This window comes from Acidovorax sp. (genome assembly GCF_047607405.1).
Classification (GTDB): Bacteria; Pseudomonadota; Gammaproteobacteria; order Burkholderiales; family Burkholderiaceae_C; genus Acidovorax.
In genome coordinates this window covers 1-24,767 of sequence record NZ_JASGDA010000119.1, presented here as the reverse complement: position 1 = coordinate 24,767, position 24,767 = coordinate 1, and the positions used below count along the sequence as shown (strand labels likewise).

The 24,767-nt window shown below is 69.3% G+C and carries 25 protein-coding genes; 18 read left to right on the top strand and 7 right to left on the bottom strand.

Translation table 11 applies throughout. The features are described from left to right. The 3 genes from QM569_RS14365 to QM569_RS14355 all read left to right on the top strand — a co-directional run. Positions 1 to 691: MFS transporter (locus tag QM569_RS14365; protein ID WP_414987914.1), on the top strand; the 691-nt coding region annotated here is incomplete at its 5' end. 88 nt (positions 692 to 779) lie between these two features. Further along, on the top strand, positions 780 to 1,802 hold the full coding sequence (locus QM569_RS14360) for a pirin family protein (RefSeq protein ID WP_414987913.1): 1,023 nt from the start codon (positions 780 to 782) through the stop codon (positions 1,800 to 1,802). Next, positions 1,799 to 2,272 carry an FKBP-type peptidyl-prolyl cis-trans isomerase gene (locus QM569_RS14355; protein ID WP_414987912.1) on the top strand — a complete coding sequence of 158 codons (474 nt, stop codon included), beginning with the start codon at positions 1,799 to 1,801 and terminating at the stop codon, positions 2,270 to 2,272. The genes QM569_RS14360 and QM569_RS14355 overlap by 4 nt, the downstream gene beginning before the upstream one ends. A 4-nt stretch (positions 2,273 to 2,276) precedes the next feature. Here the strand turns inward: QM569_RS14355 and QM569_RS14350 are convergent, their stop codons facing one another. Further along, positions 2,277 to 2,819, bottom strand: coding sequence for a response regulator (locus QM569_RS14350; protein WP_414987911.1), 543 nt, complete (start codon positions 2,817 to 2,819; stop codon positions 2,277 to 2,279). A 143-nt stretch (positions 2,820 to 2,962) separates the two neighbouring features. Between QM569_RS14350 and dinG the strand changes: the two genes are divergently transcribed. The 10 genes from dinG to QM569_RS14300 all read left to right on the top strand — a co-directional run bounded on the left by dinG (position 2,963) and on the right by QM569_RS14300 (position 13,987). After that, positions 2,963 to 5,128: an ATP-dependent DNA helicase DinG gene (gene dinG / locus QM569_RS14345; protein ID WP_414987910.1), complete on the top strand. Its 2,166-nt coding sequence runs from the start codon at positions 2,963 to 2,965 to the stop codon at positions 5,126 to 5,128. Positions 5,129 to 5,158: 30 nt separating this feature from the next. After that, positions 5,159 to 5,509 (top strand): zinc ribbon domain-containing protein YjdM, encoded by a 351-nt coding sequence (locus QM569_RS14340; protein WP_414987909.1) that lies wholly within the window; start codon positions 5,159 to 5,161, stop codon positions 5,507 to 5,509. Then, entirely contained in the window at positions 5,509 to 6,108 is a 600-nt protein-coding gene (locus QM569_RS14335; protein WP_414987908.1) for a PolC-type DNA polymerase III, read from the top strand. Before QM569_RS14340 ends, QM569_RS14335 begins: the two co-directional genes overlap by 1 nt. Positions 6,109 to 6,341: 233 nt before the next feature. Further along, a complete protein-coding gene (locus QM569_RS14330) occupies positions 6,342 to 6,629 on the top strand; it encodes a BrnT family toxin (RefSeq protein WP_414987907.1) in 288 nt (95 codons plus the stop codon). Continuing rightward, complete coding sequence (locus tag QM569_RS14325) at positions 6,610 to 6,876, top strand: BrnA antitoxin family protein (protein ID WP_414987906.1); 267 nt, start codon at positions 6,610 to 6,612, stop codon at positions 6,874 to 6,876. The genes QM569_RS14330 and QM569_RS14325 overlap by 20 nt, the downstream gene beginning before the upstream one ends. Before the next feature lie 162 nt (positions 6,877 to 7,038). Next, positions 7,039 to 7,287: a DUF3297 family protein gene (locus QM569_RS14320; protein WP_414987905.1), complete on the top strand. Its 249-nt coding sequence runs from the start codon at positions 7,039 to 7,041 to the stop codon at positions 7,285 to 7,287. After that, positions 7,284 to 7,757, top strand: coding sequence for a reverse transcriptase-like protein (locus tag QM569_RS14315; RefSeq protein ID WP_414987916.1), 474 nt, complete (start codon positions 7,284 to 7,286; stop codon positions 7,755 to 7,757). Before QM569_RS14320 ends, QM569_RS14315 begins: the two co-directional genes overlap by 4 nt. Positions 7,758 to 8,011: 254 nt before the next feature. Beyond that, positions 8,012 to 9,703, top strand: coding sequence for a 2-isopropylmalate synthase (gene leuA, locus QM569_RS14310; RefSeq protein WP_414987904.1), 1,692 nt, complete (start codon positions 8,012 to 8,014; stop codon positions 9,701 to 9,703). Positions 9,704 to 9,744: 41 nt separating this feature from the next. After that, positions 9,745 to 10,236: a C40 family peptidase gene (locus tag QM569_RS14305; RefSeq protein ID WP_414987903.1), complete on the top strand. Its 492-nt coding sequence runs from the start codon at positions 9,745 to 9,747 to the stop codon at positions 10,234 to 10,236. 64 nt (positions 10,237 to 10,300) lie between these two features. Then, positions 10,301 to 13,987 carry an EAL domain-containing protein gene (locus QM569_RS14300; protein ID WP_414987902.1) on the top strand — a complete coding sequence of 1,229 codons (3,687 nt, stop codon included), beginning with the start codon at positions 10,301 to 10,303 and terminating at the stop codon, positions 13,985 to 13,987. Positions 13,988 to 14,405: 418 nt separating this feature from the next. Here the strand turns inward: QM569_RS14300 and QM569_RS14295 are convergent, their stop codons facing one another. Beyond that, positions 14,406 to 14,915 carry a Spy/CpxP family protein refolding chaperone gene (locus QM569_RS14295; protein WP_414987901.1) on the bottom strand — a complete coding sequence of 170 codons (510 nt, stop codon included), beginning with the start codon at positions 14,913 to 14,915 and terminating at the stop codon, positions 14,406 to 14,408. 165 nt (positions 14,916 to 15,080) lie between these two features. Between QM569_RS14295 and QM569_RS14290 the strand changes: the two genes are divergently transcribed. The 3 genes from QM569_RS14290 to QM569_RS14280 all read left to right on the top strand — a co-directional run bounded on the left by QM569_RS14290 (position 15,081) and on the right by QM569_RS14280 (position 16,758). Further along, on the top strand, positions 15,081 to 16,025 hold the full coding sequence (locus QM569_RS14290) for a recombination-associated protein RdgC (protein WP_414987915.1): 945 nt from the start codon (positions 15,081 to 15,083) through the stop codon (positions 16,023 to 16,025). A gap of 65 nt (positions 16,026 to 16,090) precedes the next feature. Further along, positions 16,091 to 16,348, top strand: a complete 258-nt coding sequence (locus tag QM569_RS14285; RefSeq protein ID WP_414987900.1) for an antitoxin — start codon at positions 16,091 to 16,093, stop codon at positions 16,346 to 16,348. Further along, on the top strand, positions 16,345 to 16,758 hold the full coding sequence (locus QM569_RS14280; protein ID WP_414987899.1) for a type II toxin-antitoxin system VapC family toxin: 414 nt from the start codon (positions 16,345 to 16,347) through the stop codon (positions 16,756 to 16,758). The genes QM569_RS14285 and QM569_RS14280 overlap by 4 nt, the downstream gene beginning before the upstream one ends. Before the next feature lie 14 nt (positions 16,759 to 16,772). On the opposite strand, the gene QM569_RS14275 is transcribed toward QM569_RS14280, so the two are convergent. Both QM569_RS14275 and QM569_RS14270 read right to left on the bottom strand, forming a co-directional pair. Further along, the gene (locus tag QM569_RS14275) at positions 16,773 to 17,558 is read right to left on the bottom strand and encodes an enoyl-CoA hydratase/isomerase family protein (RefSeq protein WP_414987898.1); all 786 of its coding nucleotides are present in this window, start codon (positions 17,556 to 17,558) and stop codon (positions 16,773 to 16,775) included. A gap of 78 nt (positions 17,559 to 17,636) precedes the next feature. Then, positions 17,637 to 17,849: a heavy-metal-associated domain-containing protein gene (locus tag QM569_RS14270; protein ID WP_414987897.1), complete on the bottom strand. Its 213-nt coding sequence runs from the start codon at positions 17,847 to 17,849 to the stop codon at positions 17,637 to 17,639. A 141-nt stretch (positions 17,850 to 17,990) separates the two neighbouring features. On the opposite strand from QM569_RS14270, the gene QM569_RS14265 reads away from it, so the two are divergent. Both QM569_RS14265 and QM569_RS14260 read left to right on the top strand, forming a co-directional pair. Beyond that, positions 17,991 to 20,231: a heavy metal translocating P-type ATPase gene (locus QM569_RS14265; RefSeq protein ID WP_414987896.1), complete on the top strand. Its 2,241-nt coding sequence runs from the start codon at positions 17,991 to 17,993 to the stop codon at positions 20,229 to 20,231. 101 nt (positions 20,232 to 20,332) lie between these two features. Then, the gene (locus QM569_RS14260; protein ID WP_414987895.1) at positions 20,333 to 21,949 is read left to right on the top strand and encodes a methyl-accepting chemotaxis protein; all 1,617 of its coding nucleotides are present in this window, start codon (positions 20,333 to 20,335) and stop codon (positions 21,947 to 21,949) included. A 29-nt stretch (positions 21,950 to 21,978) separates the two neighbouring features. On the opposite strand, the gene QM569_RS14255 is transcribed toward QM569_RS14260, so the two are convergent. The 3 genes from QM569_RS14255 to QM569_RS14245 all read right to left on the bottom strand — a co-directional run bounded on the left by QM569_RS14255 (position 21,979) and on the right by QM569_RS14245 (position 24,537). Then, entirely contained in the window at positions 21,979 to 23,082 is a 1,104-nt protein-coding gene (locus QM569_RS14255; RefSeq protein WP_414987894.1) for an alkene reductase, read from the bottom strand. Further along, on the bottom strand, positions 23,079 to 23,687 hold the full coding sequence (gene gstA, locus QM569_RS14250; RefSeq protein ID WP_414987893.1) for a glutathione transferase GstA: 609 nt from the start codon (positions 23,685 to 23,687) through the stop codon (positions 23,079 to 23,081). The genes QM569_RS14255 and gstA overlap by 4 nt, the downstream gene beginning before the upstream one ends. 73 nt (positions 23,688 to 23,760) lie before the next feature. After that, a complete protein-coding gene (locus QM569_RS14245; RefSeq protein ID WP_414987892.1) occupies positions 23,761 to 24,537 on the bottom strand; it encodes a class II aldolase/adducin family protein in 777 nt (258 codons plus the stop codon). Positions 24,538 to 24,767: the final 230 nt, after the last annotated feature.

Here is a 24,767-nt window from a genome sequence, read left to right as displayed (position 1 = left end):
GTTCGCGGGGGCCTACGTGGCGCTGGCGGTGGTGGCGCTGTTGTCCATGGCCTGCATGGCGCTGATCCGCTTCGAGGCGCTGGCACCCGCCGCCAAGGGCGCAGCCCCCGCAGGCCGCCCGCTGGCCGCGCTGCTGCGCGAACCGGCGTTTGCCGTGGCCGTGCTGGGCGCGGCGCTGGGCTACGGCGTGATGAACCTGCTGATGGCCGCCACGCCGCTGGCCATGCAGGTCTGCGGCCTGGGCTTTGACGACGCGGCCTTCGTGCTGGCCTGGCACGTGATCGGCATGTTCGCGCCGGGCTTCTTCACCGGCCACCTCATCCAGCGCCTGGGCGTGCTGCCCGTGATGGGCGCGGGCGTGGCGCTCAACCTCGCCTGCGTGGCCGTCGCGCTGGCGGGGCTGGAGCTGCACCACTTCACCGTGGCGCTGCTCCTGCTGGGCATGGGCTGGAACTTTCTGTTCACCGGCAGCACCACGCTGGCGATGCAAGCCTACCGCCCCGAGGAAAAAGACCGCGCGCAGGCGGCCATCAACTTCTTCGTGTTCGCCACCATGGCGCTGACCTCGTTCGCCTCGGGCGCGCTGGTGACCACGCAGGGCTGGGCGCTGCTCAACCGGGGGTCGCTGCTGCCCATTGCGGCCACCGGGCTGGCGCTGGCGTGGCTGGCGGCGCAGCGGCGAAATGCTTAAAAAATGATAGCTGCCTGTGCTTGCTGCATAAGCGCTAGAGGCCAATTTGACTCAAAAAACAATTCGTGAACCCTCCCCAGGAGCCCGCATGTCCGCCCCCACCTCGCCCATCCTGCAGGCCCAGGAACTCGGCCCGCTGTGGCCCACGCTCGACCCGTTCCTGTTCTGCGCCCACCACGACGACGCCTACCCGGCGGGCAGCGCCGCCTTCGGCCCCGCCGTGCCGCTGGACGGCCGCCAGATCGGCAGCGACTTCAGCCGCAAGGACGGCTGGAGCATGTACCACGGCGACACCGTGCCGGGCTTTCCCGGCCACCCGCACCGGGGCTTCGAGACGGTGACGCTGGTGCGCAAGGGCCTCATCGACCATTCCGACTCGCTGGGCGCGGCGGCGCGCTTTGGCGGCGGCGACGTGCAGTGGGTCACGGCGGGGCGGGGCATCCAGCACTCCGAGATGTTCCCGCTGCTCGATGCCGACGCGCCCAACCCGCTGGAGCTGTTCCAGATCTGGCTGAACCTGCCCGCGCGCCACAAGATGGTGGCGCCGCACTTCACCATGTTCTGGAACGAGCGCATCCCGCGCCTGGCGCTGCCCGGCGTTACCGTGACCGTGGTGGCCGGTGCCCTGCCCGGCGCTGGCGCGCCGCTGCCGCCCCCGCCCGAATCCTGGGCCGCGCAGCCCGGCGCCGACGTGGCGATCTGGACGCTGCGCCTCGCGCCAGGCGCCCAGTGGACGCTGCCCGCCGCGCAGGGCCAGGGTACGCAGCGCATGCTGTATTTCTTTGCGGGCGACGGCCTGCGCATTGGCCCCCAATTGGTGGACCGCCACGCCGCGCTGCACCTGCGCGCCGACCAGGGCTGGCTGCTGGCCAACACCGGCAGCGCCGTGGCCGAATGCCTGCTGCTGCAGGGCCAGCCCATCGGCGAACCTGTGGCGCAGTACGGCCCCTTCGTGATGAACACCCGCGAGGAAATCATGCAGGCCCTTCATGATTACCAACGCACCCAGTTCGGCGGCTGGCCCTGGCCCACGCCCGACCCGGTGCATGGCAGCGCGCCGCGCCGCTTTGCGCGCTATCCGGGCGCGCTGGTGGACAATCTGCCGCCATGAACACCATCGCCAAAGACTGCGCCGTCACCCTCAGCTACAAGCTGACCACGCCCCAGGGCAAGCCGCTGGACGCGGGCACCCTGGCCTACCTGCACGGCGGCTACGAGAACATCTTCCCCAAGGTCGAGGCCGCGCTCGAAGGCCAGGCCGTGGGCCACGCCGCCACGCTGCAACTGGCCGTGGAAGACGCCTTCGGCGCGCGCGACGAGAGCCTGGTGCGCACCATCCCCAAGAGCGAGTTCCCGCCCGGCGTGAAGGTGGGCGGGCAGCTGCAGGGCCTGGGCCAGGACGGCCAGCCCCAGGTCTTCAACGTGGTCAAGATCAAGGGCCCCGAGGTCCACCTGGACGGCAACCACCCGCTGGCCGGTCAGGCACTGGTCTTCAGTTGCAAGGTGACGGGGGTGCGCGCCGCCACGCCCGAGGAGATTGCGCACCGCCACGTCCACGGCGCGCACGGCCACCACCACTGAGCCATCAACCGGCTGCGGCCACGCCCTTGCGACGGGGGATGAAGTCCGCGTCCAGCAGCGCCTCGATGCGCGCGAAGATTTCGTGCCGCGAGAACGGCTTTTTCATGAAGTCGTCCGCGCCGATGCGGTCGGCATAGAACTGCTCGGTGGCGTGCTCGTTGCCGCTGATCATGATGACGGGAATGTGCTGCCACGCGGGCGTCCTGCGGATGGTGCGCAGCGCGCTGAAGCCGTTCATGCCCGGCAGGACGATGTCCAGGAACAGCAGCTCGGGCGGCTCCTGCCCGATCAGGGCCAGGCCCTGCTCGGCATCACGCGCCTCGCGGGTGTCGTAGCCCACCGAGCGCAACACCCTGCGCAAGGCGACCACCACGGTCTGCGAGTCGTCGATGATGAGCGCCCGCGTGCCCCGGCGCGCGTTGATGCGCGGGCGCTTGCGCCGCTCGACGGGTTCGAACAGTTCGGGTTCGTAAGATGCCTGCTCGGGCGTCTGGGGGCGGTCCGCTGGCTTGCGCGCGCCGCCCCATAGCCGGTCGAAGATGCTCATGGTGCTGTCTCGCTGGTTTTTCTGTCTGCCGGGCCTCGGTTCAGCAGGCGCCAAGTATGGCCCCGAGCGCCCATCGGATACCATGGCTGGATGAAACCACAGTGTAGCAAGAGGCCCTGGCGCTGAGCCGGTGCCCCTGATTCATGTCCCAACCCGAGTGGGCCGCGCAGGCCCTGCAATCTTTCGACGCCGTGGTGCAGGCCACGCCGGGCTTTCGCAGCCGCGACGGCCAGCGGCGCATGGCCGAGCAGGTGGCGCACACCTTCAGCGCCGCCCAGCTCGGCAAGGTGGATGAAGACGACAACGGCGGCCCGCCCGGGCGCGCCATCGCCGTGATCCAGGCGGGCACGGGCGTGGGCAAGTCGCTGGCCTACTGCGCGCCCGCCATCGCACTGGCGCTGGCGCGCGGCACGCGGGTGGTGATCTCCACGGCCACGGTGGCGCTGCAGGAACAGCTGGTCAACAAAGACCTGCCCGCGCTCGCGGCGCTGATGCCGCAGCCCTTCAGGTTCGCGCTCGCCAAGGGGCGCGGTCGCTATGCGTGCAAGCTCAAGCTCGACCGCCTGGCGGGCACGGGCGAGGCGGGGGATGCGGATGAAGACGACGACCTGTTCGCCGAGGAAGAAGCCGCCGCCCGCGCCCGGCGCCCGCAGCAGGAGACGCAGGCGCGCATCCAGTTCTACGCCGCCATGGCCCAGACCCTGGCGCGCGGCACGTGGGACGGCGACCGCGACAGCCTGGAGACGCCGCCCGAGCCCGAGGTGTGGCACCCCGTGGCGGCCGAGGGCGCGTCCTGCACCGGCAAGCACTGCCCGGCCTTCGGCCAGTGCGCCTACTACGGCAAGCGCAAGGAGCTGGTGGGCGCGCAGGTCATCGTGGCCAACCACGATTTGCTGCTGTCGTCCCTGGGCGCGCGCGTGCTGCCCGAGCTGGACAACTGCCTCCTGGTGCTGGACGAGGCCCACCACCTGCCCGCCACGGCGCTGCAGCAGTTCGCGTGCAGCATGGACCTGTCGCGCATCACCTGGATCGAGCGCCTGTCCAGCCGGGGCCTGCGCATCGGCGCGCTGCTGGAGGTGGAAGAAATCGCCGACATCCCCAAGCACGCGGCCCAGCTGCGCCAGACGCTGCAGGACCTGGCCCGCATCGTGATGGACGTGTACGGCCCCGCGCTCAAGAGCCAGCGCGACACCTGGGGGCCGGCGCGCGTGCGCGTGCCGCGCGGCGAGCTGCCGCCGCCATTCATCGCCCCGCTGGGCCTGCTGGCTGCCAGCGCCGACGGCTTCCTCGAAGCCCTGCGCGCCATCAGCAAAGCGCTGCGCGCCGAGATACGCGACAAGCCCGAGCAAGCGCGCCGCCTGTCCACGCAGTACGCGCAGGTCGGCATGCTCGCGCCGCGCCTGGAAGAGCTGCACGCCACCGCCCAGCTGCTGCTGCAGGACGCGCCCGAAGGTGCCGTGCCCGCCGCCAAATGGTTCACGCTGGAGACGGACGGCGACTTCATCGTCGTGAAGGCCCACGCCAGCCCCATCCTGCCCGGCAGCGCCTTGCGCAACCACCTGTGGAGCGCGGTGCGCGGCGCGGTGCTGACATCCGCCACGCTCAACAGCTGCGGCAATTTCGATTTCTTCCTGCGTGAAACGGGCCTGCATGGCGACGACGCCGCCACCACGCTCGAAGTGCCCAGCCCCTTCGACTACGCCGCCCAGGGCACGCTGGTCGCCGCCGAAACCCGCGCCGACCCCAAGAACGCCGCGCAGTTCACCGCCGAGATGGTCGATGCCCTGCTGCACGACATCGCCCGCGTCGAATACGGCGCGCTGGTGCTGTTCACCTCGCGCGAGCAGATGCGCCAGGCGGTGGACGCCCTGCCCACCGCCATGCGCGCCGTGGTGCTGGTGCAGAACGCCTTGCCGCGCGCGCAACTGCTCCAGCGCCACCGCGAGCGCGTGGACAGCGGCCAGCCCTCGGTCATCTTCGGCATGCAGTCCTTCGGCGAGGGGCTGGACCTGCCGGGCCGTCTGTGCGAATCGGTGTTCATCACCAAGCTGCCCTTCGCCCCGCCCGACGACCCCGTGGGAGAGGCCCGCGCCGAATGGCTGCGCGCCGTGGGCCGCGACCCGTTCAGCGAACTGGTGGTGCCCGCCACCGCCATCCGCCTGGCGCAATGGGTGGGCCGCGCCATCCGCACCGAGGACGACATGGCGCACGTCTATTGCTACGACAAGCGGCTGGTGCGCACCAGCTACGGGCAACGGCTGCTGGCGGGGCTGCCGCCGTTCCGGCTGGAGCGGCGCGGGGCGGCGTGACGCGGCCAGCCAGCGGCGACAATCCCGCCCATGCCCCACACCATTCCCCCCTGCCCCCAATGCGGCCTGGAGAACACCTACCCCGACGCCGCCAGCTACATCTGCCCCGACTGCGCCCATGAATGGCCCCAGCAGGCCGAGGCCGCCGAAGCGGTCGAAGGCGACGCCGCCGTGCGCGACGCCAACGGCAACCCGCTGGCCGACGGCGACGCCGTGATCCTGGTGAAAGACCTGAAGGTCAAGGGCTCGTCCTCGGTGCTCAAGAAGGGCAGCAAGATCAAGGGTATCCGCCTCGTCGATGGCGCGGACGGGCACAACGTGGACTGCAAGACCGACCTGGGCAGCATGCTGCTCAAATCGGAGTTCTTGAAGAAAGCCTGATGCCTTCCCCCATCGCCGTCATCGACTTCGAAACCACCGGCATGGCGCCCGCCCAGGGCGCGCGCGCCACCGAGGTCGCCATCGTGCTGCTCGAAGGCGAGCGCGTGGTGGACCGCTTTGCCAGCCTGATGAACACCGGCGTGTGGATACCACCCTTCATCACCCAGCTCACCGGCATCACCAACGCCATGGTCCAAGCCGCCCCGCCCGCCGAAGGCGTCATGCGCGAGGCCGCCCGCTTCGTGGGCAACGCGCCCCTGGCGGCGCACAACGCCGCGTTCGACAGCAAGTTCTGGCAGTCCGAGCTGCGCCACGCCGGCCTGCCCGCGCCGCAGCCTTTCGCCTGCACCGTGCTGCTGTCGCGCCGCATCTACCCCGACGCACCCAGCCACAGCCTGGGCAACATAGCCGCCCACCTGGGCCTGCCGCACACAGGCCGCGCCCACCGCGCCCTGGCCGACGCCGAAATGGCCGCCGCGCTGCTCGCACGCATGCAGCGCGACCTGGGCCAGCGCTACGGCCAGCCCTGGCCGGACCATGCGCTGCTGATGCGCTTGCAGCGCTGCAAGCGCGACTCGCTGCACAAGCTGTTTGCCTGAACTCCTGTTTTGATAGCTGCCAGCGCTTGTCATATAAGCGCAAACGGCCAATTTGGTTGGTATTCCAACCGCGAAGTGGGCCACAATACCGGGCCTGCTTTTTCTTGCCCCGCCATGCCCACCCTCGACTGGCTCAACCGCGCCACCGCCTTCACCACCGCTGCCCAGGTGCCCTACCGGCTGCCGCGATAAATTGCATCGCAATTGTGTAGACAATAAGCTACCATGCGGGCATGAACATAGCAGGCTTCGACGGGGATGAAGGCAACTGGCCGAAGTGCAGCAAGCACGGCCTTTCCCGTGAGGAGATTGAGCAGGTTTTCTTGGGTACGCCTGCCGTGCTTGCCGATCCATATCCCGGCGAGCCGCGCATGCGTGCCATCGGGAAGACGGCGGCTGGGCGCTATGCGTTCGTCGTGTTCATGGTGCGCGAAATCGACGGCCAGACCAAGCTGCGCCCCATCAGCGCCCGCCACATGCACCAGAAGGAGATAGACCACTATGAGCACCAAAAAAGGTAAGCCGCTTCCCTCGCTCAAGAGCGATGCGCAAGCCGAGCAATTTGTGGACACCGCCGACCTGTCGCAATACGACCTGTCGGGGTTTGCGCCGATGCGCTTTGAAATCGCAAAGAAGGAGGCGGCTTTGAACATGCGCCTGCCCGCCGTGCTGATGGACGCGGTACGCGCCAAGGCAAAGGCCAATGGCGTTCCGTATGCTCGGTATATCCGCATGGTGTTGGAAGCGGATTTGCAGCGCGGGCGCTGAAGCCCCCGCTACGGAGGCTGGGATGCGGACAAGGCGGCTTATTTCGCGGCCATGACCCACGCTGCGGGTTTCCAAATACTCTCTTTTTGATAGCTGCTGGCGCTTGACTGGAAAGCGCTGGAGCCATATTTTGCCAACAACTTCACCCCAGGAAACACGTCCATGACCGACACCGCCCCGCAACCGCCCCTGCCCGACCGCCTGAGCGTGGACCCGCGCAGCCCGCACCACGTGGCCGCCGTGTTCCAGCACGACATCGGCATCCGCTTCAACGGCCGGGACCGCTCCGATGTCGAGGAATACTGCATCAGCGAAGGCTGGGTGAAGGTGCCCGCGGGCAAGACGGTGAACCGCAAGGGCCAGCCGCTGATGATCAAGCTCAAGGGCCGGGTCGAAGCGTTCTACCGCTGACCGTGTGGACCATCCACTGCGACGGCAGCGCTGTGCCCAACCCCGGGCGCATGGGCCTGGGCGCGGTGGTGATCGCGCCCGGCGGCGCGGCGCACCGGCTCTCGCAGGCCACCAGTTTCACCGGCTGCAACAACGAGGCCGAGTTGCGCGCCCTGCTGCTGGCGCTGCGCTGGCTGCAGGCGCAGGGCGGTGACGTGGCGGGCGTGCGCGTCTTCAGCGACAGCAGCATTCTGGTGGAGCAGATGACGACCTGCGAGCGCCCCATTGCGCGGCTTGCGCCGCTGGTGGACGAGGTGCGCGGCGTGCTCGGCGCTTTTGCCGCTTTGGGCCCGCTGGCCGTGCAATGGCTTCCGCGCCGCCGCAATGGCGAGGCCGACGCGCTGGCCCGCGCGGCGCTGGGCCTGGCGCCCAAGGCGGCGCTCTCGCACGCTGCCCGCAAAAGGCAGCGCAAGCGCCAGAAGCCACGGTAGGCGCACGTGATTGCGCCCTCCAGCGCGCCTGTGCTATCGTCGGCCCCCTATGCAACGCAAGCAGTTCCTATCCACCCTACTAGGCCTAGCACAAGGCCGGGGTCTGCCTGCGTTCGCCGCTCTCGTTGCCTGAAAAGCGCAACACCCGATTTCCCCCTGACCCCGGCCCACGAACCAGCCTTTGCCGCCAGGCAAAGGGCTGCAGGGGATGTCGCTTTCTTCGCCCTTGTTTCGTTCGTTTCGTGGAGCCGATCATGATTGCCCAACCTTCCGCCAAGTACCAGCCCTTCGCCCCCGTCGCGTTGACCGACCGCACCTGGCCGTCCCAGACCCTCACCCGCGCGCCCATCTGGCTGTCCACCGACCTGCGCGACGGCAACCAGGCGCTGTTCGAGCCGATGAACGGCGAGCGCAAGATGAAGCTTTTTCTGGAGCTGGTGCGCATCGGCTTCAAGGAGATCGAGGTGGGCTTTCCCGCCGCGTCGCAGACCGATTTCGACTTCGTGCGCCGCCTCATCGACGAGAACCTGGTGCCCGAGGACGTGACCATCATGGTGATGACGCAGTCACGCTCGGACCTGATCGAGCGCACGGTCGAGGCCGTGCGCGGCGCGCCGCGCGCCATCGTCCACCTGTACAACGCCACCGCGCCGGTATGGCGCGAGGTGGTGTTCGGCATGAGCGTGCCGCAGGTGATGGCGTTCATTCACGGCCACGTGTCGCACCTCAAGCGCCTGACCGATGCGCGGCCCGAGACACGCTGGACGCTGCAGTACTCGCCCGAGTGCTTCAGCGCGACGGAATTGGAAGTCTCGCTGCAAGCCTGCCAGACGGCGATTGAAGCCTGGGGCGCGGGGCCGGGGCGGCCCATCATCATCAACCTGCCCACCACGGTGGAAAACGCCACGCCCAACGTGTTTGCCGACCAGATCGAGTGGATGCACCGGCGCCTGGCCCCCCGCGAGCACGTGGTCCTGTCCGTCCACCCCCACAACGACCGCGGCACGGGCGTGGCCGCCGCCGAGTTGGCGATGATGGCGGGCGCGCAGCGCGTGGAAGGCTGCCTGTTCGGCAACGGCGAGCGCTGCGGCAACCTGGACGTGGTGACCGTGGCGCTCAACCTCTACACGCAGGGCATCCACCCGGGCCTGGACTTCTCCAACATCAACGCCGTGGCGCGCGTGGCCGAGGAATGCACGGGCCTGCCCATCCACCCGCGCCACCCCTACGTGGGCGATTTGGTGTTCACCTCGTTCTCGGGCTCGCACCAGGACGCGATCAAGAAGGGCTTTGCCGCGCACGACCCCAATGGCCCGTGGCGCATTCCCTACCTGCCCATCGACCCGGCGGACCTCGGCCGCACGTATGACAGCGTGATCCGCGTGAACAGCCAGTCGGGCAAGGGCGGCATTGCCTTTTTGCTGGAGCGCGAGCGCGGCGTGGTCATGCCCCGGCGCATGCAGGTGGAGTTCAGCGCCGTGGTGCAGCGCCACACCGACAGCAGCGAAAGCGAAATGACGGGCGACGCGCTGTGGAAGCTCTTCCAGGCCACCTACCTGCACGCGCCGCAGGACGCCGCCATCGTCTGCCACGGCCACCAGCTTCACGATGACGGCCAGGCCATCGAGCTGGACGTGACCATCCACGGCGCCCACCACACCCTGCGCGGCCAGGGCAACGGCCCCATCGCCGCCACCGTGGACGCGCTGGGCCTGCCGCTGCGCGTGGACCACTACGAGGAGCGCGCCACCGGCACGGGCGCCAACGCGCAGGCCCTGGCCATCGTCGAGGCCGCCATGGACGGCGTGGCGGGCTCCACCTTCGGCGCGGGTGCCAGCCACAACATCGTGACGGCCTCGGTACAGGCCATCGTGAGCGCTGCCAACCGGCTGGCGCAGCGCGGCGGGGTGGTGGAATCTCCTAAAAAGATAGCTGCCAGCGCTTGATGGATAAGCGCTAGAGGCCAATTTGACCTAAACTTTGGCGCATGCGGCCCCTACGCGCCATCCTTCCCTGCCTGGCCTGCGCAGCCGCCCTGCTGGTGCTGGGCGGCTGCGGCACCAGCCGCCCCACGGCCTACAAGCCGCAGCGCCCGGCCATCGTCTATTCGCCGCTGACGGACGAGCAGGCGCACGACATCGCCATCCACGCCCTGGGCCTGGTCGGCACGCCCTACCGCTACGGCGGCAACACGCCCGAGGGCGGCTTCGACTGCAGCGGGCTGATCGGCTACGTCTATCAAAGCAGCGCGGGCGTGGCGCCGCCGCGCACCGTGGCGCAGCTGGCGGGCTTTGGCCAGCGCGTGGACGCGGACCAGCTGCGCACGGGCGACCTGGTGGTGTTCGGCACCCACCACGCGGGCATCTACGTGGGCGAGGGGCGCTTCGTGCATGCGCCGTCCAGCGGCGGCACGGTGCGCATGGACGCATTGCAGGCGCGGCACTGGGCGCGGCTGAACCCCACGTTCCGCCGCCCCTGAAAGAGTGCGTTTAGTTGACAAATTTCCACGCTCCGGCGCCAGCCTTCGCGGTTAGCATTCGGGCATGACCACGCCCCCGGACCCCGCGCAGAACGAGGCAGCGCGGCTGAGGGCACTGCAGTCCAGCGCGATCCCCGACACCCCCGCCGAAGAAGCCTTTGGCCAGTTGGCCCAGCTCGCGCACGAGCGCGACGAACTGCTGCGCGTGCAGCAGCGCATCTCGGCGATGGACATGCCGCTGCCCGAGGCGCTGCAGATGGTGGTCGAGATGGTGCAGCGCCAGACCGGCGCGCGCGGCGCGATGGTGGAGCTGCTCGATAACGGCCATCTCGTGTGCGAAGCCGTGGCGGGCGACCTCGTGCGGCCCCCGGGCGACCGGCAGCCGCTGGACAAGAGCCTGTTGTGGCCCGAGCTGAGCCAGGGCCGCACGGTGGCCTGCAACGACACCCGCGCCGCAGGCTGGGACATGGCGTCCGCGCCGCACCACACAGGCGTGCTCTCCATCGTGGCGACGCCGCTGCGCGCAGACGGCCAGGCGGTGGGCTCGCTGAGAGCCACGTCGGACCGGGCCAATACCTTCACGCACCGTACCGTGGCGCACCTGGAGATCGTCGCCGAGGCGCTGAGCGCCATGGTGCGGCTGCGGCACGTGGTTGCGCGCCTGCGAGCGTCCGAGCAGCAGTACCGCATGCTGTTCGACGAGCACCCGCACCCCATATTCGTGTATGACCAGCAGACGCAGCGCCTGCGGGTCGTGAACCGGGCGATGGTGTCGCACTACGGCTACTCCGAGTCCGAGCTGCTGGCCATGCACGTGACGGACCTGTGGCCCACGTCCCTGCGCGAGACCGTGCAGCAGTACATCGACGCCATTCCCCAAAGCCAGAACGACCAGCCCACCCCCCCCGTGCGCAGCCGCCACCTGCGCAAGGACGGCACCGAGATCTACGTGGAGATCACTGCCGACAGCATCTGGCTGAACGACCACCCCGCGCGGCAGGTGCTGGCCATGGACGTGACCGAGCGCGTGCGCACCGAGCGCCAGTTCAGGCGCGTCAGCCGTGCCCACCGCCTGCTGAGCGCATGCAACGAGGCGCTGGTGCGCGCCACGTCCGAGACGGCGCTGCTGCAGACCATTTGCCAGATCGCGGTGGACATCGGCGGCTACCGCATGGGCTGGGTGGGCTTCGCGCGGGACGACGAGCGCAAGTCCATCGAGCCCGTCGCCCACGCCGGCGCCAACCAGGGCTACCTGCAGAGCCTGAACCTCTCCTGGTCGGCCGACGACCCCAGCGGCCAGGGCCCGGCGGGCCTTGCCGTGCGCTCGGGCAAGCCGGTGATCGTGCAGGGCCTGCGCGGAGAAAACCCCCTGACCGGCTGGCGCAAGCACATGCTGGACAACGGCTTCGAGGGCGCTATCTGCCTGCCGCTGCTGCACCGAGGCGACGACCACGCCTTCGGCCTGCTGCACCTGTATGCGCCCGAGGCGCTGCAGATCGGCACCGAAGAAGCCGCACTGCTGCAGGAGCTGTCCAACGACGTGACCTTCGGCATCACCAGCCTGCGCGCGCACAAGGCGCAGCAGCGGCTGCAGACCTCGGTGCTGAAGATGGCGACTGCGGTGTCGGCCAGCACGGGCACCGAGTTCTTCGAGCAGTTGGTGCGCAACCTGGCCGACGCGCTGGACGCGCAGGGCGCCTGCCTGGCGCGGCTGCTGCCCACCGCCAGCGGCCAGGGCCCGCGCGCGGCCACGATCGCCGCCGTGCTGGACGGCGAAATGCTGCCCGCGCGCGACGAATACGACCTGGCGGGCTCGCCCAGCCTCATGCTGCTGGAGCACCGCCAGTACATCGTGGCCGAGCGGGCACACGATCTCTACCCCCAGGCCCCGATGATCTCCATGGCCCGCGCGCAGGGCTTCGTGGGCCAGCAGCTTTGCAATGCCGACGGCGAGGTGGTGGGCCTGATGTTCGTGGTGTTCCGCCAGCCCATCAGCGAGACGGACTTCATCACCTCCACGCTGCAGATCTTCACGGCCCGCGCCTCGGCCGAGATCGACCGGCAGCTCGCCGACGCGCGCATCCGCGACCAGGCCTCGCTGCTGGACAAGGCGCAGGACGCCATCATGGTGCGCAGCCTGGACCACCGCATCATTTTCTGGAACCAGAGCGCCGAGCGCCTGTACGGCTGGGCACAGCCCGAGGCGCTGGGCCAGTCCGTCGAGACGTTGCTCTACGACGACCCCACGTCCTTTCGGCGCGCCACGCAGGTCGTGCTGGAGCAGGGCGATTGGACGGGCGAGATCGTGCAGCACCACCGCGACGGCAGCCCCATCGAGGTCGAGGGCCGCTGGACGCTGGTGCGCGGCGACGACGGGCAGCCGCAGTCCATCCTGGCCATCAACACCGACATCCGCCAGCGCAAGGCCAACGAGCGCGAGATCCAGCGCCTGGCGTTCTACGACGCGCTCACCGGCCTGCCCAACCGCATGCTGCTGATGGACCGCATGGGCCACGCGCTGGCAAACGCCCGGCGCCGCCACCAGGGCGGGGCGCTGCTGTTCATCGACCTGGACAACTTCAAGCAGCTCAACGACACCCTGGGCCACGACCAGGGCGACCTGCTGCTGCAGCAGGTGGCGCAGCGCCTGAACACCTGCGTGCGCAGCGTGGACACCGTGGCCCGCCTGGGCGGCGACGAGTTCGTGGTCATGCTCGAAGAACTCAGCCCCAAGCCCGAGGACCTGGCCCTGCACGCGCGCGGCGTGGGCGAGAAGATATTGAACATGCTGGCCCTGCCCTATGCCCTGGCAAGCTACCAGTACCGCAGCACGCCCAGCATCGGCATCGCGCCGTTCACGGGCGAGCAGACCAGCGTGGGCGAGCTGCTCAAGCAGGCGGACCTGGCCATGTACCAGGCCAAGACGGCGGGGCGCAACACGCTGCGCTTCTTCGACCCCGCCATGCAGGCCGTGGTGACGGCCCGCGCCGGGCTGGAGTCGGACCTGCGCGCCGCCCTGGCGCACGAGGAGTTCCTGCTGCACTACCAGCCGCAGATACGCCAGGACGGCCATTGCGTGGGCGTGGAGGCGCTGGTGCGCTGGGCCCACCCGCAGCGCGGCATCGTCTCGCCCGCGCAGTTCATCCCGCTGGCCGAGGAGACGGGCCTGATCCTGCCGCTGGGCCGCTGGGTGCTGCACTCGGCCTGCAAGCTGCTGTCGGGCTGGCAGGACGACCCACAGCTCGCGCACCTGACCATGGCGGTGAACGTCAGCTCGCGCCAGTTCCGCCACGCCAGCTTCGTCGATGACGTGGCCCGCGTGCTGGCCATCACCGGCGCACCGGCCCAGCAGCTCAAGCTGGAGCTGACCGAGAGCGTGCTGGTCGAGGACATGGAGATCACCATCGCCACCATGGCCGCGCTGCGCTCGTACGGCGTGGGCTTTTCGCTGGACGACTTCGGCACGGGTTATTCCAGCCTGAGCTACCTCAAGCGCATGCCGCTGGACCAGCTCAAGATCGACCAGAGCTTCGTGCGCGACCTGCTCACCGACCCCAACGACGCGGCCATCGTGGACACCATCATCGGCCTGTCGCGCAGCCTGGGCCTGGAGGTCATCGCCGAGGGCGTGGAAACCGCCGCACAGCGCGAACTTCTGGCCAACGCGGGCTGCCAGCTCTACCAGGGCTACCTGTTCAGCCGGCCCCTGTCCTCGGACGTGCTGGAAGCCTTTTTGAAGAAGACGGCGTAAGGCCAGGTTTAGGCACAAATCGGCATCCAGCGCTTATCCAGCAAGCGCTACAAGCTATTATTTTCATAGTAAATACCCTGCACAGGCGCCGCGGGCGGCCCTTCACACGCCCGGCGGCGCATGGCTTCTTGTTATTCATTGGAAGTCTTATTGATCAATAGCAGTAGTAGTAGAGCGGGCCGGTGTCTGTGGACAAGGCTGGTTTTCCCAATCAGGGCGCGCACTTGCGGCGCTGCAAAGCATGTGGGGCAGGCGCCCTGAACTGCGGGGCGGGCAGACAACAACTTTTGCGCCGCCGCCTTTTGTGTGGATAAGCCCCGGCTTGTGCCAGAACTGCCCCCAGGTTTATCCACACACCGCATGAAAAAAGCCCGGGTTCCACCAGGAACCCGGGCTTCTCTTCCATCCACCTTTCCGGTCAGCCCGCGGGGCGGGGCGGGTGGCGGTGTTCCGGGCCGCCGGGGCGACCGCGGTGGGGCGGTCGGGGCGGCTGGGCGTCGAAGGTCTTTTGCTGCTCGGGCGTCAGCGCGGCGTAGAAAGCCTTGGTCGCCTCGTCCCGGCGGTCGGCCTCGGTCGCGCGCTGGGTGCGCTGGGCCCGCATGCGGTCGATGCGCTCGGGGGTGGTGAGTTGGCGCCATTCCTTGGGGTCAGGGGGGGCCGGGCGCTCGGCGGGCTGGAGGGCGGCGGTGAACGTGGTCCAGGCAGGTTCCTGCGCGGGGGTCAGCTGCAGCTTGGCCTTCAGGTTGGCCAGGCGCTGGGCCGGGTTGTGCGGGCCGCAGTCGCCATGGGGGCGTTTGGGGTGTGCGTGGGGCCGCTCGGCTGCGGCAGGCGGGTTGGCGGGGGGTTGCTGCTGCTGCGCCAGGGCAGGCAGGGCCAGGGCGGCCAGCACGGCGGTGGCGGCAAGGCGGCGGGGGAGTTGGAAAGCCATGGTGTCAGTCCTTTCGCAAGGGTGGTTGGGATGGAGGTCAGTGTCTGCCCCGCATGTATCGCCGTCGTGCCGACGTGATGACGTTACGTAAAGTTTTGGGAAGAAATCTGGGAGACCAAACCGCCGACAATGGCGGGCTCCGTCAAGCAGAAAAAGGTCTTTGCAGTGTTCAAGAACATGATCGTCTATCGCATCGCGCCGGGCTGGCAGGTGGATCTGGCGCAGGTGGAAGAAGCCCTGTCCAAGGCGCCCTTCGTGGAATGCGGCGCCACGCAGGAGAAGTCGGTCGGCTGGGTGCCGCCGCGCGGCGAGGCCCACGGGCCGCTGGTCGAATCGGTGGGCGGGCAGTGGGTGCTGCGCTTCATGGCCGAGTCCAAGGTGCTGCCGGGCAGCGTGCTGGCGCGCAAGGTGAAGGAAAAGGCCGCGCAGATCGAGCAGCAGACGGGCCGCAAGCCCGGCAAGAAGGAAACCCGCGAGCTCAAGGACGAGGCCAAGCTGGACCTGCTGCCCATGGCCTTCACCAAACAGGGCTCGATGTGGGTGTGGATCGACCGCGAGGCGCGCACGTTGGTGCTGGACACCTCAAGCCAGGGCCGCGCCGACGAGGTGGTGACGCTGCTGGTGGAGTCGCTGCCCGGCCTGTCGGTGGCGCTCATCAACACCCAGACCAGCCCCCAGGCCGCCATGGCGCATTGGCTGAAAGAGCAGGAGCCGCCCGTGGGCTTTACCGTGGACCGCGAGTGCGAGCTGAAAAGCGCCAGCGAGGAGAAAGCGGTGGTGCGCTACGCCCGCCACCCACTGGACATCGAGGAAGTGCAGGCCCACATCGCCGCAGGCAAGCTGCCGACCAAGCTGGCGCTGACCTGGGACGACCGCGTGAGCTTCATGCTGACCGAGGGCTTGCAGCTCAAGAAAGTGGCCTTTCTGGACACGGTGTTCGAGGGCACCAAGGCCGACGACGGCGGCTTCGACACCGACGTGGCGATTGCCACGGGCGAGCTGTGCAAGCTGATCCCGGACCTGATCGAGGCACTGGGGGGCGAGCCGGAGAGCGGCGTGGCGGCGGCGGCGGCAGCAGCCAGCGTGGACGGCGATTCAGCGCCGTTCTAGTCTTGCCGGGCATCGGCCAGTCTCTTAAAATACATACGTTTTCGTATATACGAAAGGAGCCTGCCATGTCCGCCACCGCCAAGGTCTTTACCACGGGCAACAGCCAGGCCGTGCGCCTGCCCAAGGCGTTCCGGCTGGAGACTGCCGAGGTCTGGATCCGCCGCAACGAGGCCACCGGGGAGATCACGCTCACGCCCAAGCCTGCGGGGGACGGGCTGGAGGCTTTCCTGTCCCTGCTCCAGTCCATGCCGCCTTCGCCGGAGTTCATTTTGCCGCGTGACGATGCGCCCGCGCCCGACCCGCTGGCGGACTGGACGGCATGAGCACCCTGTTCCTGCTGGACACCAATGTGGTGAGCTACTTCCTGCGCCGCGCTTCGCCCGTGCTGGAACAGCGGGTCAGCCACGCGCTGCGGGCGCAGAACTGCGCCATTTCCGTGCTGACGCGCGCCGAGTTGCGCTTTGGCCAGTGCGGCATGGAGCCTGGCGACAAACGGCGGGCGTTGATCGACGCCTTTCTGTTGCGGCTGCCCTGCCTGCCCTGGGGGCAGGAAGCGGCGGACCGGTATGGCGTGCTCAAGGACAACCTGCGCCGGGCCGGTACGCCCATTGGAGAACTGGACACGCAGATAGCGGCCCATGCGTTGGCGGATGGGCTGACGCTGGTCACGCACAACACCCGGCATTTCGTGCAGGTGCAGGGCTTGCGGCTGGAAGACTGGATGGTGGGCTGAGGCCGCTGGCGTGTTCAGCGGCCCGCGAACTTCGCGGGTTGCCGGGCATGGAACGCTTCCACCCCGGCCCGGAAGTCTTGCGTGCCCGCGCAGCGCAGGAAGGCGCTGGCCTCCTGCGCCAACTGTTCGGGCAGCGTGCGTTCCATGGACGTGGTCATCAGCCGCTTCATGGCCCCATAGGCCAGCGTCGGCCCCGCCGCGAAGCGCCGGGCGATGGCATCGGTGGCGGCGTCCAGCTCGGCGGCGGGCACCACGCGGTTGACGAGGCCCAGGCGCAGGGCCTCGTCGGCCTGGAAGGGCTCGCTCAACATGGCGATCTCCAGCGCCTTGCGCGTGCCCACCAGGCGCGGCAGCGCCCAGGACGCGCCCACGTCGCAGCTTGTGCCCAGGTGGATGTAGGCCAGGTTGAATTGGGTGCCTTCGGCCGCCAGCACGTAGTCGGCCATGAGCATCAGGCTCAGCCCCGCGCCCGCCGCCGCGCCGTGGACCTGGGCGATGACGGGCGCGTTCATGCCCGCGAGCAGGGGCAGGGCGGCGTTGAGCGGCGCGAGGAGGTCTGCCGCGCCCTGCACCGGGTCGGCCCGCAGCGTGGCCAGGTCGCCGCCCGCCATGAAGCCACGGCCATTGCCGCGCAGCACCACGGCGCGCACGGTGGCGTCTGCCGCCACTGTCTGCACGGCGGCCAGGAAGGCGCGGGCCAGGGGCACGTCGATGGCGTTGAGGGCGCTGGGGCGGTTGAAGCGCAGCGTGGCGATGGCGCCGTCGCGCTCCAGGAGTACGGGTGGGGCGGTGTCGTTCATATCAAGCAAAATAAGGCTCCAGCGCTTGTCCAGCAAGCACATGTAGCTATTGTTTTAGTAGCATTCATGGGCCGGGCGTCATGCCGTGACCGTGTAGCCTTCTTCGGCGATGGCGGCGGCCAGGGCCTCGCGCGGGGCGTTGCTGCGCACTTGCACCTGGCCGCTGGCCCGGTCGATGCGCACGGCGGCGGCCGGGTCGATCTGCTGCACGGCGCGGGTGACGGCGCGCTCGCAGTGGCCGCAGGTCATGCCCTGCACCTGGAAGGTCGTGGTGGAAGCGGGGGCGGTCATGGAAGGCTCTTTCATGGCGAGTATGTTCAAGGCTGACATCGTGGCAGAGTCAAACGGAGGCCGTGATGCCACTCCTGGCGCGAGGGTTGATCCACGTCAATGCCGGACCTTGCCATCATGCCAACCATCGGCCTTCTGACCATGCGTACTTCTTCCTCCATTCCCCCATCCCCCTCCACCACGCTCGACCTGGGCGTGGGCGGCATGACCTGCGCGAGCTGCGTCGCCCGCGTGGAGCGCGCCTTGCGCAAGGTGCCCGGCGTGCAGGACGCGGCGGTGAACCTGGCCACCGAGTCGGCGCGCATCACCTATGAAGCGGCCGGCGCCGGTGTGGACGCACCCATGGACGCACTTTTGCGCCGCGCCGTGCGCAACGCGGGCTACGAGCCGCGCGCCGCCGGGCCGGGCGACGCGGCGGCGCAGGATGATTCGCCTTGGGCGGGCTTCCTGCCCGTGGGCATCGGCCTGCTGCTGTCGGCGCCGCTGGTGCTGCCCATGGCGGGCGACCTGTTCGGCCAGCACTGGATGCTGCCCGCCTGGGCGCAGTTTCTGCTCGCCACGCCGGTGCAGTTCATCCTGGGGGCGCGTTTCTACAAGGCGGGCTGGCATGCGCTGAAGGCGCTCACGGGCAACATGGACCTGCTGGTGGCGCTGGGCACCAGCGCGGGCTGGGGGCTGTCGGTGTGGCTGTGGTTGACGGCGCATGAAGGGCACGTGCCGCACCTGTATTTCGAGGCGTCCGCCGTGGTGGTCACGCTGGTGCTGCTGGGCAAGTGGCTGGAGGCCCGGGCCAAGCGCCAGACCACGGCCGCCATCCGCGCGCTGCACGCGCTGCGGCCTGAGGTGGCGCACCTGCTGGGCCATGACGGCGAGGTGGATGTACCCGTGGCCGAGGTGCTGGTGGGCGACCGGCTGGTGGTGCGGCCCGGCGAGCGCATCCCCGTCGATGGCACGGTGTTGGAAGGGCACACGCAGGTGGACGAATCCATGCTGACGGGCGAGCCCCTGCCCGTGGCGCGGGACGTGGGCGCGGCGCTGACGGGCGGCTCCATCAACGGCGAGGGCCGCATCGTGATGCGCGTGGGCGCGGTGGGCGCCGAGACCGTGCTCGCGCAGATCATCCGCCTGGTGCAAGACGCGCAGGCCGCCAAGGCGCCCATCCAGCGGCTGGTGGACAAGGTGTCCGCCGTCTTCGTGCCTGCCGTGCTGGCGGTGGCGCTGGTCACGCTGCTGGGCTGGTTGTGGGCGGGCGCGGGCGGGGAGTTCGCGCTGGTCCACGCCGTGGCCGTGCTGGTCATCGCCTGCCCCTGCGCGCTGGGCCTGGCGACGCCCGCCGCCATCATGGCGGGCACGGGCGTGGCCGCGAAGCACGGCATTCTCATCAAGGACGCGCAGGCGCTGGAGCTGGCGCACCAGGTGGACACGGTGGCGTTCGACAAGACCGGCACGCTGACGGTGGGCCGCCCCCGGCTGACCGCGTTCGACGCCGCGCCGGGCGTTGACGCCGACGCTGCGCTGGCCGCCGTGGCGGCGGTGCAGAGCGGCAGCGAACACCCCCTGGCCCGCGCCGTGGTCGCCGCCGTCGGCGAGCGCCAACGGGCCTTGGCGGCGCCCCAGAACGTGCGCGCCGTGCCGGGGCGCGGCACCGAGGGCAGCGTGGGCGGGCGCACCTATTGGGTGGGCAGCCTGCGCTGGATGCAGGAGCTGGGCGTGGACCTGTCGCCCCTGGCGGCGCGCGCGCAGGCCCTGCAAAGCGAGGGCGCTACCGTGTCTGCCGTCGCTGAACGCTGGGGCGACGGCGCGCCGGTGCTGCGCGCGCTGATGGCCTTTGGCGACGAGCCCAAGCCCGGCGCGCGCGAGGCGCTGGCGGCGCTGAAAAGCCGTGGCATCCGCACCGTGATGATCTCGGGCGACAACCAGGGGGCCGCCGAAGCCATGGCGCGCCGCCTGGGGCTGGACCCCGCGGCGGGCGAGGTGATGGCCGAGGTGCTGCCGGGCGACAAGGCGGCCAAGGTGCGTGAATTGCAAACTGGCGGTCGTACCGTGGCGATGGTGGGCGACGGCGTGAACGACGCCCCCGCGCTGGCGGCGGCGGACGTGGGCATGGCCATGGGCAACGGCACCGACGTGGCCATGCACGCGGCGGGCATCACGCTGATGCGCGGCGACCCCCTGCTGGTGGCGGCGGCGCTGGACATCTCGCGCCGCACGGTGGTGAAGATCCGCCAGAACCTGTTCTGGGCCTTCGCGTACAACGTGGCGGGCATTCCGCTGGCGGCGCTGGGCTACCTGAGCCCGGTGGTGGCGGGCGCGGCCATGGCGCTCAGCTCCGTCAGCGTGATGGCGAACGCGCTGCTGCTCAAGCGCTGGCGGATGGGATAACTACGTATCAAAGCCGCCGCGCCCGCCTGGCAAAATGTGTCCATTTGTTGCAAGGCTGCGGCGGCGGCGCATTCCATACAAGAGACAAAGGAAGGCACATCATGAATTTCTTCTCGTTCATGCGGCGGTTCACCATCCGGCTGCGCATGCTGGGCGCCATTGCGGTGGTGCTGGTCCTGCTGGGGCTGCTCAGCAGCGCGGGCATGCTGGGCATGTTCCGCATCCATGCGATGAGCGAGGACTTCGTGGCGCATTCGTTCACCGACGCGGGCCGCCTGGCGGAGCTGCGCGGCGTGATGGGCGCGATCCGCCAGCACGAGAAGGACATGATCATCGGCTACGAGAAGCCCGAGGCCGTGAAGGCCGCGCACGGCCGGTGGCAGGCCGGCCTGGAGCAGGCCAAGAAGGTGGCGGGCCAGTTCCTGGAGGGCGACGAGGACGCCAACAACCCCGTGGTGCGCAACATCGTCGCCAAGCTCGACAGCTACCGCGAGCAGTTTGGGCACGTGGCCCGCCAGCTGGAGTCCGGCGGCTACGACACGGCCACCATTGCCAACCGCATGAGCAGCAAGGCCGTGGCCGAGTTCGACCAGGCCGACAAGCTGATGTCCGAGCTGGACGCCGTGCTGCGCGCCGAGGCGAGCCAGTCGCTGGAGCAGCAGGGCCAGGTGTCCCGGCAGACCCAGTGGCTGTTCGTGCTGGCCGTGGTCATCACCGTGGCGGTGGTGGTGCCCACCACGCTGATGAACATGAACTCCATCTGCCGCCCGCTCGAAGAGGCGCGCCGCATGGCGCAGGCCATCGCCGGGGGCGACCTGTCGCAGCCCATCCATGCCGAGGGCAAGGACGAGGTGGCCGACCTGCAGCGCGCGCTGCGCGACATGCAGCAGGGCCTGGGCGCGCTGGTGGCGCAGGTGCGCGACGCCAGCGGCAACATCGCCACCGCCAGCCAGGAGATCGCCATGGGCAACCAGGACCTGTCGCAGCGCACCGAGCAAACGGCCAGCCACGCCCAGGAGGCCGTCAGCTCGCTCGCGCAGCTCACGGCGATGGTGCAGCAGACGGCCTCGTCGTCGCAGATGGCCAACCAGCTCGCCGCGTCGGCCTCGCAGACGGCGACGCACGGCGGCGGCGTGGTGCAGCAGGCCGTGGCGAGCATGGGCGACATCGCGGCGTCGGGCCGCAAGATCGGCGACATCATCGGCCTGATCGACTCCATCGCCTTCCAGACCAACATCCTGGCGCTGAACGCTGCCGTGGAAGCGGCGCGCGCGGGCGAGCAGGGTCGGGGCTTTGCCGTGGTGGCCAGCGAAGTGCGCAGCCTGGCCCAGCGCAGCGCGGCGGCGGCCAGCGACATCAAGGGGCTGATCCAGAACAGCGTGCAGGCGGTGGACGGCGGCGTGCGCCACGTGCAAGAGGCGGGCACGGCCATGAACGACATCATGGGCAGCGTGCAGCGCGTGGGCGACATCATCGGCGAGATCACGGCGGCGGCGACCGAGCAGTCGGCGGGCATCGGCCAGGTGAATGGCGCGGTGGGCGAGATCGACCGCATGACGCAGCAGAACGCCGCGCTGGTGGAAGAGTCCGCCGCCGCCGCCGAGTCGCTGCGCGAGCAGGCGGCGCGGCTGTCGCAGGTGGTGCAGCAGTTCCGCCTGGGGGATGCGCAGGCGGCGCAGGTACTATCAAAAAGTGAGCTGCCAGCGCTTACTGCATAAGCGCTGGAGGCCAATTTGACCTTAACTTTTCAGCCCAGCACGGGGTAGTCCGTGTACCCCTCGGCCCCGCCGCCGTACAGCGTGGCGCGGTGGACCTGGTTGAGCGGCGCGTCGCGGCGCAGGCGCTCCACCAGGTCGGGGTTGGCGATGAACGGGCGGCCAAAGGCCACGATGTCCGCGCCGCTCGCCAGCGCCTGCTCGGCCAGCGCCTTGTCGTAGGCGTTGTTCACCATCCATGCGCCCTGGCCGCCCGCGCTGCGGTAGGCGGCCTTGAAGGCGGCGTAGTCGAAGGGGCGGCCTTCCACCTCGCGCGGGCCGCCCGTGGCGCCCTCGATCACATGCACGTAGGCCAGGCCCAGGGGGCCCAGCAGGCGCGCCACGTGCTCGAACAGCGGCTGCGGGTCGGCGTCCACGATGTCGTTGGCAGGGGTGACGGGCGACAGGCGGATGCCGGTACGCCCGCCGCCGATCTCGGCCACGATGGCGCTGGCCACTTCGACCAGCAGGCGGGCGCGGTTCTCGATGCTGCCGCCGTAGGCGTCGGTGCGCTGGTTGGCGCCGGTCTTCAGGAACTGGTCGATCAGGTAGCCGTTGGCTGCGTGGATTTCCACGCCGTCGAAGCCCGCCTCGATGGCGGCGCGCGCGGCGCGGCGGTAGTCGGCCACGATGCCGGGGATTTCGGCCAGCTCCAGCGCGCGGGGCACGGACGTTTCGGTGAAGGTGGGCACGCCGTTGTCGATGAGCACCGTCTTGGTCTTGGCCGCGATGGCCGAGGGCGCCACGGGCGCCGCGTTGCCGGGCTGCAGCGCGGTGTGCGAGACGCGGCCCACGTGCCACAGCTGCGTCACGATGGTGCCGCCCGCCGCATGCACCGCCGAGGTGACCTTCTTCCAGCCCGCCACCTGCTCGGGCGCGTACAGCCCTGGCACGTCGGCATAGCCCTGGCCCTGGTGGCTGATGGCCGTGGCCTCGGTGATGATCAGCCCGGCGCTGGCGCGCTGCGTGTAGTACGTGGCGACCAGGCTGGTGGGCACGGCGCCGGGCGAGCGGTTGCGCGTGAGCGGCGCCATGGCGATGCGGTTGGCCAGGCGCAGGCTACCTGCCTGGACGGGGTCGAAAAGGCTGGCGGTCACTTGAGCAAACCCTCGGCCTTCATGGCGGCTTGAACGCCGGGGCGGGCGCCCACGCGGTCGCGGTAGGCGGTGAGGTTGGCCAGGCCGGAGATGTCCAGGTTGGTGGGCTTGGTCCAGTTGATCACGGTGAAGAGGTAGCCGTCGGCCACGGTGAACTGCTCGCCCATGAGGTACTGCTTGCCCGCAAGCTGGCCGTCCACCCATTGCAGGCGCTGCAGCACTTTCTCGCGCGCCAGGGGCTTGTACTCCTCGGGCGTGGCGGGGTTGAACAGGGGGCTGAAGCCCTTGTGGATTTCGGTGCCGATGAAGGTCAGCCACTCTTGCAGGCGGTAGCGGGCCAAAGTGCCGTTGGCGGGCGCGAGCTTTTTGTCCGGCGCCTGGTCGGCGATGTACTGCACGATGGCCGGGCCTTCGCGCAGGCGGGTGCCGTCGTCAAGCTCCAGCACGGGCACGTAGCCCAGGGGGTTGATGGTGTAGAAGTCCGTGCCGTCCTGCAGCTTGTGGGTCTTGGTGCTGGCCAGCACGGGGGTGTAGGCCAGGCCCGCCTCGTGCAGGGCGATGTGGGGGGACAGGGAGCAGGCGCCGGGGGAGTAGTAGAGCTTCATACAGCAGAGTCCTTCGACAAGAAAAAGGGAGACGCCATGCTATGCCCGGCGTGGCGGGCATGCCTGCGTGGGGTTACTGGTCGTAGCCGGGTGCCTCGCGCTGCAGCTTGCGCAGCAGGGCAGGCCAGGCGAAGACGCCGCCCAGGCCGCCGGTCTGCACCTTCATGGCCTGCGCCACGCCGTGGACGATCTGCGGGTTGACGTGCGTGAGCGCGCCGCCCGCCTGCGCGTCGATCTGGATCTTGCACGTGGCCTCGAAGACGTACATGGAGAGGAAGGCGTCGGCGATGGTGTTGCCTACCGTGAGCAGCCCGTGGTTGCGCAGCATGAGGAAGTTGGCCGCGCCCAGGTCGGCCTGCAGGCGGGGCTTTTCGTCCTCGCGGAAGGCCACGCCCTCGTAGTCGTGGTAGGCCAGCGAGGCCAGCACGAAGGTGCTCTGCTGGCTGATGGGCAGCACGCCGCACTGCTGCGCGCTCACGGCCACGCCCGCGCGCGTGTGGGTGTGCAGCACGCACTGCGCCTCGGGCCGGGCCTCGTGTACGGCGCTGTGGATGACGAAGCCCGCCGGGTTCACGGGGTAGGGTGAGTCGTGCAGCTTGTTGCACTGCATGTCCACCTTGATGAGGCTGGACGCGGTGATCTCCTCGAACATCAGCCCGTAGGGGTTGATGAGGAACTGGTGCGCGCCCGGCCCCGAGACGGATTCGGGCAGCTTGGCGCTGATGTGGGTGAAGACCAGGTCGCTCCAGCCGTACAGCGCCACGAGGCGGTAGCAGGCGGCCAGGTCGCAGCGCAGCTGCCATTCCTCGGGGCTGACGCTGGCTTGCAGGGGCGGAATGCTGTGGGTCATGCGGGTGTCTCCGGTGTTGTGGGAGACACCACTGTAGGGCGCTGCGCGGCGGACGGCTGTCAGGCAGGGTACATCAAAAAAGATAGCTGTCAGCGCTTGCTGGATAAGGGCGGTTTCAAGTCCAAGTGCAACAAATATTCAATGCACAGGGTCTGGCTGCTGGCTCAATCGAGCCAAGTGCTCGGCATAGACCTCAATGGGCTTGCGCCAACCCAGGGTCATCCTGGGGC

What these genes read in the sequence shown, in the direction of transcription:
- QM569_RS14360 (WP_414987913.1), top strand. Translation starts at nt 780, where the DNA reads ATGTCCGCCCCCACCTCGCCCATCCTGCAGGCCCAGGAACTCGGCCCG.
- QM569_RS14355 (WP_414987912.1), top strand. Translation starts at nt 1,799, where the DNA reads ATGAACACCATCGCCAAAGACTGCGCCGTCACCCTCAGCTACAAGCTG.
- QM569_RS14350 (WP_414987911.1), bottom strand. Translation starts at nt 2,819, where the DNA reads ATGAGCATCTTCGACCGGCTATGGGGCGGCGCGCGCAAGCCAGCGGAC.
- dinG (WP_414987910.1), top strand. Translation starts at nt 2,963, where the DNA reads ATGTCCCAACCCGAGTGGGCCGCGCAGGCCCTGCAATCTTTCGACGCC.
- QM569_RS14340 (WP_414987909.1), top strand. Translation starts at nt 5,159, where the DNA reads ATGCCCCACACCATTCCCCCCTGCCCCCAATGCGGCCTGGAGAACACC.
- QM569_RS14335 (WP_414987908.1), top strand. Translation starts at nt 5,509, where the DNA reads ATGCCTTCCCCCATCGCCGTCATCGACTTCGAAACCACCGGCATGGCG.
- QM569_RS14330 (WP_414987907.1), top strand. Translation starts at nt 6,342, where the DNA reads ATGAACATAGCAGGCTTCGACGGGGATGAAGGCAACTGGCCGAAGTGC.
- QM569_RS14325 (WP_414987906.1), top strand. Translation starts at nt 6,610, where the DNA reads ATGAGCACCAAAAAAGGTAAGCCGCTTCCCTCGCTCAAGAGCGATGCG.
- QM569_RS14320 (WP_414987905.1), top strand. Translation starts at nt 7,039, where the DNA reads ATGACCGACACCGCCCCGCAACCGCCCCTGCCCGACCGCCTGAGCGTG.
- leuA (WP_414987904.1), top strand. Translation starts at nt 8,012, where the DNA reads ATGATTGCCCAACCTTCCGCCAAGTACCAGCCCTTCGCCCCCGTCGCG.
- QM569_RS14305 (WP_414987903.1), top strand. Translation starts at nt 9,745, where the DNA reads ATGCGGCCCCTACGCGCCATCCTTCCCTGCCTGGCCTGCGCAGCCGCC.
- QM569_RS14300 (WP_414987902.1), top strand. Translation starts at nt 10,301, where the DNA reads ATGACCACGCCCCCGGACCCCGCGCAGAACGAGGCAGCGCGGCTGAGG.
- QM569_RS14295 (WP_414987901.1), bottom strand. Translation starts at nt 14,915, where the DNA reads ATGGCTTTCCAACTCCCCCGCCGCCTTGCCGCCACCGCCGTGCTGGCC.
- QM569_RS14285 (WP_414987900.1), top strand. Translation starts at nt 16,091, where the DNA reads ATGTCCGCCACCGCCAAGGTCTTTACCACGGGCAACAGCCAGGCCGTG.
- QM569_RS14280 (WP_414987899.1), top strand. Translation starts at nt 16,345, where the DNA reads ATGAGCACCCTGTTCCTGCTGGACACCAATGTGGTGAGCTACTTCCTG.
- QM569_RS14275 (WP_414987898.1), bottom strand. Translation starts at nt 17,558, where the DNA reads ATGAACGACACCGCCCCACCCGTACTCCTGGAGCGCGACGGCGCCATC.
- QM569_RS14270 (WP_414987897.1), bottom strand. Translation starts at nt 17,849, where the DNA reads ATGACCGCCCCCGCTTCCACCACGACCTTCCAGGTGCAGGGCATGACC.
- QM569_RS14265 (WP_414987896.1), top strand. Translation starts at nt 17,991, where the DNA reads ATGCGTACTTCTTCCTCCATTCCCCCATCCCCCTCCACCACGCTCGAC.
- QM569_RS14260 (WP_414987895.1), top strand. Translation starts at nt 20,333, where the DNA reads ATGAATTTCTTCTCGTTCATGCGGCGGTTCACCATCCGGCTGCGCATG.
- gstA (WP_414987893.1), bottom strand. Translation starts at nt 23,687, where the DNA reads ATGAAGCTCTACTACTCCCCCGGCGCCTGCTCCCTGTCCCCCCACATC.
- QM569_RS14245 (WP_414987892.1), bottom strand. Translation starts at nt 24,537, where the DNA reads ATGACCCACAGCATTCCGCCCCTGCAAGCCAGCGTCAGCCCCGAGGAA.